9 protein-coding genes are annotated in these 8,634 nt (G+C 49.7%); all 9 read left to right on the forward strand.

The window, feature by feature from the left end; genetic code table 11:
* Positions 1-43: 43 nt before the first annotated feature.
* A complete protein-coding gene (locus PHF27_RS05220) occupies positions 44-1,087 on the forward strand; it encodes a rod shape-determining protein (protein WP_300067009.1) in 1,044 nt (347 codons plus the stop codon).
* A gap of 15 nt (positions 1,088-1,102) precedes the next feature.
* Positions 1,103-1,981 carry a rod shape-determining protein MreC gene (mreC, locus tag PHF27_RS05225; RefSeq protein WP_300067012.1) on the forward strand — a complete coding sequence of 293 codons (879 nt, stop codon included), beginning with the start codon at positions 1,103-1,105 and terminating at the stop codon, positions 1,979-1,981.
* Positions 1,981-2,460 carry a rod shape-determining protein MreD gene (gene mreD, locus PHF27_RS05230; RefSeq protein WP_300067015.1) on the forward strand — a complete coding sequence of 160 codons (480 nt, stop codon included), beginning with the start codon at positions 1,981-1,983 and terminating at the stop codon, positions 2,458-2,460. The genes mreC and mreD overlap by 1 nt, the downstream gene beginning before the upstream one ends.
* A gap of 97 nt (positions 2,461-2,557) precedes the next feature.
* Positions 2,558-4,393: a penicillin-binding protein 2 gene (gene mrdA, locus PHF27_RS05235; protein WP_300067018.1), complete on the forward strand. Its 1,836-nt coding sequence runs from the start codon at positions 2,558-2,560 to the stop codon at positions 4,391-4,393.
* Between the two features lie 95 nt (positions 4,394-4,488).
* Positions 4,489-5,094, forward strand: a complete 606-nt coding sequence (gene minC / locus PHF27_RS05240) for a septum site-determining protein MinC (protein WP_300067021.1) — start codon at positions 4,489-4,491, stop codon at positions 5,092-5,094.
* 2 nt (positions 5,095-5,096) lie between these two features.
* Entirely contained in the window at positions 5,097-5,888 is a 792-nt protein-coding gene (minD, locus tag PHF27_RS05245) for a septum site-determining protein MinD (RefSeq protein WP_300067024.1), read from the forward strand.
* A gap of 12 nt (positions 5,889-5,900) precedes the next feature.
* Positions 5,901-6,161 (forward strand): cell division topological specificity factor MinE, encoded by a 261-nt coding sequence (gene minE / locus PHF27_RS05250; RefSeq protein WP_300067027.1) that lies wholly within the window; start codon positions 5,901-5,903, stop codon positions 6,159-6,161.
* A gap of 66 nt (positions 6,162-6,227) precedes the next feature.
* Complete coding sequence (gene rodA, locus PHF27_RS05255; protein WP_300067030.1) at positions 6,228-7,334, forward strand: rod shape-determining protein RodA; 1,107 nt, start codon at positions 6,228-6,230, stop codon at positions 7,332-7,334.
* A gap of 114 nt (positions 7,335-7,448) precedes the next feature.
* A partial coding sequence (locus PHF27_RS05260) for a TIGR03960 family B12-binding radical SAM protein (RefSeq protein ID WP_300067033.1) occupies positions 7,449-8,634 on the forward strand: 1,186 nt, incomplete at its 3' end.

The raw sequence follows: 8,634 nt of genomic DNA on the forward strand, positions 1-8,634 counted from the left end.
AACAGCTAAGAAATATTTTGGTATGATGAAAAGGAGTATGAACATGAAACTTTGGAATCCTTTCCGGTCTCTATCGAGGGACATGGGAATTGACTTAGGAACGGCGAATACCTTGGTGCATATGAAAGGGAAAGGCATTGTTGTGCGGGAACCTTCGGTTGTGGCCATTCAGAAGGATAGCGGCCAGGTATTGGCTGTTGGCGAGGAAGCCAAGCAAATGATTGGCCGGACGCCTGGCAATATAGTGGCTATTCGGCCGCTGAAGGATGGCGTTATTGCTGACTTTGACGTGACCCATGCGATGCTGAAATATTTTATTCGCCGCTCGATTGAGACAAACACCGTTATTCGTCCGCGTGTGGTTGTGGGTGTTCCTTCGGGCGTTACAGAAGTGGAAAAGCGTGCCGTAATTGATGCAGCGATTCAAGCGGGAGCCAGAGAAGCGTATTTAATTGAAGAGCCGATGGCGGCCGCGATTGGCGCCGGTCTGCCCGTCCATGAGCCTATGGGAAACATGGTGGTTGATATTGGCGGCGGGACGACGGAAGTTGCTGTTATTTCCTTAGGCGGTATTGTGACTAGCCGGTCGATTCGTATTGGCGGCGATGAGATGGATGAAGCTATCGTTAGTTATGTGAAGAAAAAATATAGCTTGATGATTGGCGAACGTACTGCAGAAGCAGTGAAAATGAAAATTGGCTCAGCGATTACGCGTGAAGAGGATATCGGCATGGAGATTCGCGGTCGGGATTTGGTTTCCGGCTTGCCGAAAACGCTGCACTTGAGATCAAGTGAGGTGCAAACAGCCCTAAGCGAACCAATCAGCGGCATTATTGACGCTGTAAAAATCACCTTAGAAAAAACACCGCCGGAACTGGCATCGGATATTATGGACCGAGGCATTGTCATGACAGGCGGCGGCGCCTTGTTGCATGGCTTGGACCGACTGATAAGCCGGGAAACCGGCATGCCCGTGTATTTGGCGGAAGACCCGCTTTCTTGCGTAGGCATTGGCACAGGCCGCGTTTTGGAAAGCATTGATCTTTTGAAGCGCGTACTAATGGCTTCTCCCAAAAAACTGGGTTAGAGAGGAGTCAAAGCCGTGGGGTGGTTCGACAATAAAAAACTGCCGCTGAGTATTGCGGCGCTGTTGCTGGTGATTTTACTGGTAACGGCAACGAAAGGACCTGTGCGTATTCCTTTTGTGGAAGCGGCAGCAGTAACGGTTCTTTCGCCTTTTCAGTATGTCTTTTCTTCGTTAGGACATGGCATTCACAGTACTGGATCGCAGGTTAGCGATCTTTGGAATGTGTATGATGACAATCAGCTGCTAAAAGCGGAAGTGGAGCAATTGCGCCAGGAGCGCTCGCAACTGGCGGAAGTGCAGGCGGAGAACATTCGCTTGAAGGTACTGCTGGATTATAAAGCCAGCTCGCCACAGTTTGATCTGCTGATGGCGAAGGTCATTGCCAGAGATGCGTCTTCTTGGACCAATTCACTGACAATCAATCGCGGCGCCGACGATGGCGTAACTAAAGACATGGCTGTGGTTACGGCGCAAGGCGTTGTTGGCAGTGTTAGTAATGTATATGCGCATACTGCGCAAGTGCAGTTGCTCTTAGATCCTCGTAATGCCGTAGGCGCCTTGGTACAGCGACCGGAATCAAGAGTGGCGGCAGTCTTGGAAGGGCATGCGGCTTCGCCGCAGCAGCCGCGCATGGTGAATATACCGCGTGACGCGGATATTATTATCGGCGATACCGTGGTTACGTCAGGCTTCGGCGGCATTTACCCCCAGGGCATTGCTTTAGGGGAAGTGGTTGATGTTGTGAACAGTGAAGGCGGGCTGCTAAAGTATGCAGTGCTTAAGCCGGCGGTGCAATTTGATCGCTTAGAAGAGGTGCAAGTCCTTGTTGGTTCGCGGCAGCCGCCGCCTGCGCCGTTGGCGCCAGCGGCCAGCAATGCAGGGGGGAAAAAGTAGTGAAGCTTTTTGCCTGGTGCCTTAGTGTGATTTTATTATTGGCTTTGCAGACTACTTTGGCTCCGGCCATTTCCTTTAATGATATTCAACCAGACTTTGTCGTTTGCTTTGTGCTTGCCGCTGCGTTTTTAGGAGGCCGCACACCAGGAACGATCTGCGGATTTTTTGGCGGCCTTCTGCAAGATTTAGCAACAGGAGGAATTTTAGGCTTACATCTGATTCCTTTGACTATTATGGGATATTTGGCCGGCATGGCGGAGCGTAAAGTTTTTAAAGATCATAGTCTGCTGCCTTTATTGGCGGCCGGCGGCGCTACGTTGAGCGAAGGCATTTTTGCAGTTTTTTTCCTCAAACTCCTTGGTTTGTCTTTGGGATGGGGCGAAAGCTTGTATGAGATTGTATTGCCTCAAGCGATTTATAATATGGCAGTGGCTGTGCCGGTATATGGCTTGGTTCGCCTTTTATACCGGATTCCCTAAGAGGTAATGATTGTGAAGCACGGCAATAGGTCTGTGCTTTCACTTGTTTTTTGAGGATGGTAAGCATGTGCAAAAAAGGCGAAAGTAGGGATGGCTGGTGCTTATAACCAAACGCTTGAGTCATCGCTTCGATGTCTTATTTTTAATTGTCATTTTTATTTTTGTTGCCCTAATAAGCCGTTTGGCTTATTTGCAATTGTATCAAGGCGACTATTACAGCCTGCTGGCGGATGGAAATCGGATTCGTCTGATTCCCTCCATGGCTCCTCGGGGCATTTTTTATGACCGCAATGGCGTCGCGGTCGTATCCAATCGTCCTGGCTTTACTGTTTCTTTGCTGCCCCTGGTGGGACCTGTGGAAGACTCAGTGCTGCAGCAGCTGTCGGCTATTCTAGTCATGCCTGTAGATGAAATCAAGCAGAAGCTGGAGCAACATGTTGGCTCTTTTGAACCGGTGCGCATCAAGACGAATGTAGGGGCGGATATTGTTACCCGCATTGAAGAACGGCGCAGTGAGCTAAAGGGCGTGATGATCGAAATTCAACCTATCCGCAATTATAATTTCAATGAAATGGCGGCGCATGTTTTTGGCTATGTCAGTGAAATTAACGGGGACGAGCTGGAAAAGAAAAAGGCGGAAGGTTATAAATCAGGCGATATTATTGGTAAATTTGGCTTAGAAAAGGTATACGATTCCGAGCTGCGCGGCGTGGACGGCGGCGGGCAAATGGAAGTCGACGTTACTGGTCGCCCGGTGACGGTGCTGGGAAAACGAGAGCCGCAGCCAGGAAATAATCTGGTGCTGACTCTTGATTCACGCATTCAAAAAGCGGCGGAAGAGGCCATGGATGCGCAGCTTTACTATTTGCAGACTCAAAGTCAATTCCGTAACGCCCGGGCGGCGGCGGCAGTGGTGCTTAATCCTAAAACGGGCGAAGTTTTGGCGATGGCCAGTCGGCCGACGTTTAACCCGAATTTGTTTGCCGGTGGGATATCCAGCAAGGATTGGAACGCGTTAAACAGCAATCCTTTCTATCCCATGAATAATAAAGCGATTTCCGGTCAGTATCCGCCCGGGTCAACCTTTAAAATCGTCACCGGCGTAGCCGCTTTGGAACTTGGCAAGGTGACGCCGGAAGAAAAAATACTGGATACCGGCAAACACTGGCTGATTCCTAAGGGCAATGCCGAAGGCGAGGCGTTGGGGTGGATTAATTTCAATGAAGCCTTGTCCAAGTCGGATAATGTGTATTTCTATGAAATGGGTAATCGCCTTGGGATTGATAATCTTGAGAAATACGCCCGTCTTTTTGGCTTGGGTGACTATACCGGTATTAAGCTTCCAGAAGAAGCCGACGGTTTAGTGGCCAATCAACGCTATAAGAAAAAGGTCTTTGAGGAAGACTGGTATCTTTCAGAGACTTTTGACGCAGCTATTGGGCAGGGATTCCAGTTAGCAACGCCGCTGCAGATTGGCGTAGTGATGAGTCAAATTGCTAATGGCGGGCAGCGTTATCGGCCGTATTTAGTGAATAAGATTTTATCGCCAAGCGGCGAGACGATCAAGACCTTTGGACCGGAGAAAGTCGGTGATGCGCCTGTTTCTCCCAAAACGCTTCAATTAGTGAGAGAGGGACTGCGTGATGTAGCGAAAGAAGGCGGTACAGGCGCTTCGTTATTCCAAGACTTCCCGGTCAGCATTGCCGGCAAGACTGGTACCGCGGAAAATTCTCATGGCAGCGATCATGGTTGGTTTGTGGCTTACGCTCCCTATGAGGACCCGCGCGTGGTGGTGGTTGTGCTTGTGGAGCAAGGCGGTTTTGGCGCAGGTTCTGCGGGGCCGATCGTCAAAAAGATACTGGAAGCTGCTTTTAATCTCAATCAGCCGCCAGGTGAAGGTGAGAGGCTCCTTCGGCCCGGAACCATACTATAGATGTTGGAACTCTGGAGAGTAAAGAAGGAATCTCGATAAAAACAGAGAATATAAGCAAGAATGTTTTCATTTTTAGCGAGATATAGGGAGTCGTCATGCAAGATATGGTAGTGTTTAAGGGGAACCGGGGAGGCATTCAACTTTTCCTGGCTGATACTGACAATATGGAGGCGTTGTTTAAAGAATTGGCGGAAAAGCTAGCGAATGCATCGCAGTTTTTTCTGGCCGGTACGCGCCTGCAGGTAAAAATTCCTTCTTCCTGGAGGGAAGAAGCGGTCGAACAGGAAAAATTGACGCAGCTGCTGGCGAAGTACGAGTTGCAGTGGGAGCCATTTGAAGAAACGGAAGCAACGCCTCTTCAAACGGAAACCTTGTACGTAACAAGGACCCTGCGCAGCGGCCAAGAAATTCGCCATGAAGGCGATATTGAAATTACCGGGGACATTAATCCAGGGGCTGTCGTTGTATCCGGGGGGAATATTCGCATTTTCGGCGCTTGTAGAGGCGTGGTTCATGCCGGGTTTCCATCAGACCGCAGCGCCTATATTGTCGCGGATCGCCTGATGGCCAGCCAGATTCGCATTGCCGATTTGATTGCCAGGGCGCCGGATGAGGTGTTGGAACAACCTAAACAGACGGAAATGGCCCGCATTGAAAACGAGATTGTTGTAATTGCGCCGATCGAGCAAGAGGAGGACTAACCATGGGAGAAGTTATTGTTGTTACTTCCGGTAAAGGCGGTGTTGGCAAAACGACAACAACTGCCAATCTTGGCACGGGTTTTGCATTGCAAGGCAAGAAAGTGGCGTTGGTTGATGCAGACATCGGCTTACGCAACTTAGATGTGGTCATGGGTCTGGAAAATCGTATTGTATATCATTTGGTGGATGTGGTGGAAGGCAACTGCCGTCTGAAACAGGCCATGATTCGTGACAAGCGCTATGAAACCTTATTTTTGCTGCCGGCGGCGCAAACAAGAGATAAATCCGCTGTTAATCCAGAGCAAATGAAAGCTTTGTGCGAGGAATTGCGGCAGGAGTTTGATTATGTGCTCATTGACTGCCCCGCTGGCATCGAGCAGGGCTTTAAAAATGCCATTGCCGGCGCGGACCGAGCGGTTGTGGTGACAACGCCGGAAGTGTCCGCAATTCGTGATGCTGATCGTATTATTGGTCTTTTGGATTCGGAGCAAAAGGAAAACACCCGCTTGGTCGTTAATCGTATTCGTCCTAAAATGATGCAGCGCGGCGATATGATGAGTATTGACGATATTGTAGAAATTTTGGCGGTTGATTTACTGGGCATTATTCCAGAGGACGAGTTTATTGTCGTATCAACCAATCGCGGCGAGCCGGTTGTGACCAACCCGGCGGCCGCTTCTTGCCAGGCCTATCGCAATATGGTGCAGCGCTTGATGGGCGAAGAAGTCCCGTTGTTGTCTTTTGAAGAAGAAGACGGCTTTTTTGGACGGTTAAAACGGATTTTGGGCCTGTAAGGAGGGACAAAGATGTTAGCACTTATCCAAAAAATTTTCGGACGTGAAAACAATGCGTCCAAAGATATTGCCAAAGAGCGTCTGCGTCTTGTTCTTGTACATGACCGGGCCAGTGTATCGCCGCAGATTATGGAAGCCATGCGTGATGACTTGATCAAAGTAATTTCCAAATATATGGAAATCAATGAACACGATATGGAATTCAGTTTGACAAATGATAAATCTGCAGTGGCGTTGATCGCTAATATTCCCGTGCAGCGCATGAAGCGTTAATAGGCCGTTTCAAGGCATGCAGCATGGCGAAAGGGCAGATCAAAGAGGAAGGAAACATCGCGTGCAATGCTTAACCGAAGACTATTGCGCAATCTTGACTGGACTCTTATCGGAGTAACAGTGTTGTTGCTTTTGTTGAGCCTGGTTATCATCGGCAGCGCCACGCACATCAATAATCCTTCAGAAGAACGATATTGGTTTGTGCAACGGCAAGGGCTGTTTGCTATATTGAATTTGGTGCTGATAGTGGGGTTGTTGAACTTTGACTATCGTTCCTTAGGGCGGCTGGCGCAGCCGCTATATGGATTTAACTTGGTACTGCTTCTGGCAGTAATGTTTGTTGGACAGAGCGCGCTGGGCGCGCAGCGATGGATTCAGGTGGGACCCATTAGTTTGCAGCCTTCGGAAATTTCCAAGCTGATCATGATTATTGCTTTGGCAAAATTGTTAGAGGGGCGGGTCGGCAAACTCAACTCATTCCGGGAAATCTTGCCGGTGTTCTTGTATGTGGCCGTACCTTTCCTGCTGGTGATGAAGCAGCCGGATTTGGGAACGTCCCTGGTGTTTTTAGCCATTCTTTTCGGTATGGTTTTTATCGCCGGGATTAATGCGAAACATTTGATGGCTATTTTTGGAGCCGGCTTGGCTTTTATGCCTATTTTTTGGCATTTTCTTAAAGAGTACCAAAAAAAGCGCTTGACTGTTTTTTTGGATCCTAACGTAGATCCTTTGGGCTCTGGCTATCATATTATTCAGTCGAAAATTGCTATTGGTTCGGGCATGCTATTTGGCAAGGGACTTTTTGGCGGTACCCAAAGTCAGCTGAACTTTCTGCCTGAAAACCATACGGATTTTATTTTTGCAGTTATTGGGGAAGAATTGGGCTTTTTGGGCGCTGTGCTGCTGCTGCTATTGTACTTTGTCCTGCTCTACAGGGGCGTTAAGATCGCCGGGGAGGCCAGAGATAATTTTGGCTCTCTTTTGGCGACAGGCGTAACGTCGATGCTGGGATTCCATGTGCTGGTTAACGTCGGCATGACTGCCGGCATTATGCCTGTGACGGGTATTCCTTTGCCTTTTATGAGTTATGGCGTCAGTGCGCTGACTACTAATTTGCTTAGTGTCGGCTTGCTGTTAAATGTTTATATGCGCAGACAGAAAATTATGTTCTGAAGAGGCCTGATGGCGAAACATATTGTAACAGGACGCCCCGTAGTGGTCATGCGCCGATTCGGTGCTATGGCGCTGGAGGCGTCTTGTTGACGTTTTATTAAGAGGAGGATGAGCATGCTTCAATTAGATGCGGCCATGCTAAGTCGTGTGGAAAAGCCTGCCCGTTATACTGGGCAGGAGTATAATAGTGTGCGTAAAGAATTGCATTCTGGGCTAGTGCGTGTGGTATTATCCCTGCCTGATGTGTATGAAGTAGGTATGTCTAATTTGGGTTTAAAAATACTGTATCAGCTGCTGAATGAGCGAGAGGACGCCGCCGTGGAGCGAGTATACGCGCCATGGGTGGACATGGAGAAGGAGATGCGCCAGGCTGGCTTGCCTTTATATTCTCTGGAAACACGCACGCCGATCCGGGATTTTGAGTTGCTCGGTTTTTCCTTGCAATATGAAATGAGCTACAGCAATGTGCTGAACATGCTCGACTTGGCGGGGATTTCCCTTTTGGCGCGGGAACGGCAAGAGGATGAGCCATTGGTTATCGGCGGCGGTCCTTGTGCGTTTAATCCAGAGCCTGCGGCTGACTTTTTTGATTGCTTTGTGCTGGGCGAGGGCGAGGAAGTCCTAGGGGAAGTGATTGCGCAGTACAGCGCCTGGAAACAAGCCGGCAAACCGGGCGGGCGTCAGGAGATTTTGCGTCGTTTGGCGACTTGCCGCGGCATCTATGTACCTTCTTTTTATGAGGTTCATTATGATGAAGCCTCGTTTGATACGGCCATAACGCCGCTGCAGCCGGAGGCGCCGGCGTGCGTGCAAAAACGCGTGGTGGCAGACTTGGATGCGATGGGAACGGCGACTCGGCCCATCGTTTCCTATGTAGAGTCAGTGCATGATCGAATTATGATGGAACTCTTTAGGGGTTGCACACGGGGCTGCCGCTTCTGCCAGGCCGGCATTATTTATCGCCCTGTGCGGGAGCGACAGCAAGAGACCTTACAGGCGCTGGCTAAGGAGATGCTGGAGAATACGGGCTACAACGAAATGTCCTTAACCTCCCTGAGCTCCGCTGATTATTCCTGCTTGGAACCCTTAGTGGAGACATTGCTGGAGAAGCACAAAGCGGAAGGGGTTAGCCTATCGCTGCCGTCCCTGCGTATTGACAGCTTTTCGGTGGAGCTGGCTCATAAGGTACAGCAAGTGCGTAAAAGCGGTTTGACCTTTGCGCCGGAAGCGGGAACGCAGCGTCTGCGGGATGTAATCAATAAAGGGGTTACCGAAGAGAATCTGCGCCAAGCGGTCAGTG

It is taken from the genome of Anaeromusa sp., from assembly GCF_028691475.1.
GTDB lineage: Bacteria > Bacillota > Negativicutes > Anaeromusales > Anaeromusaceae > Anaeromusa.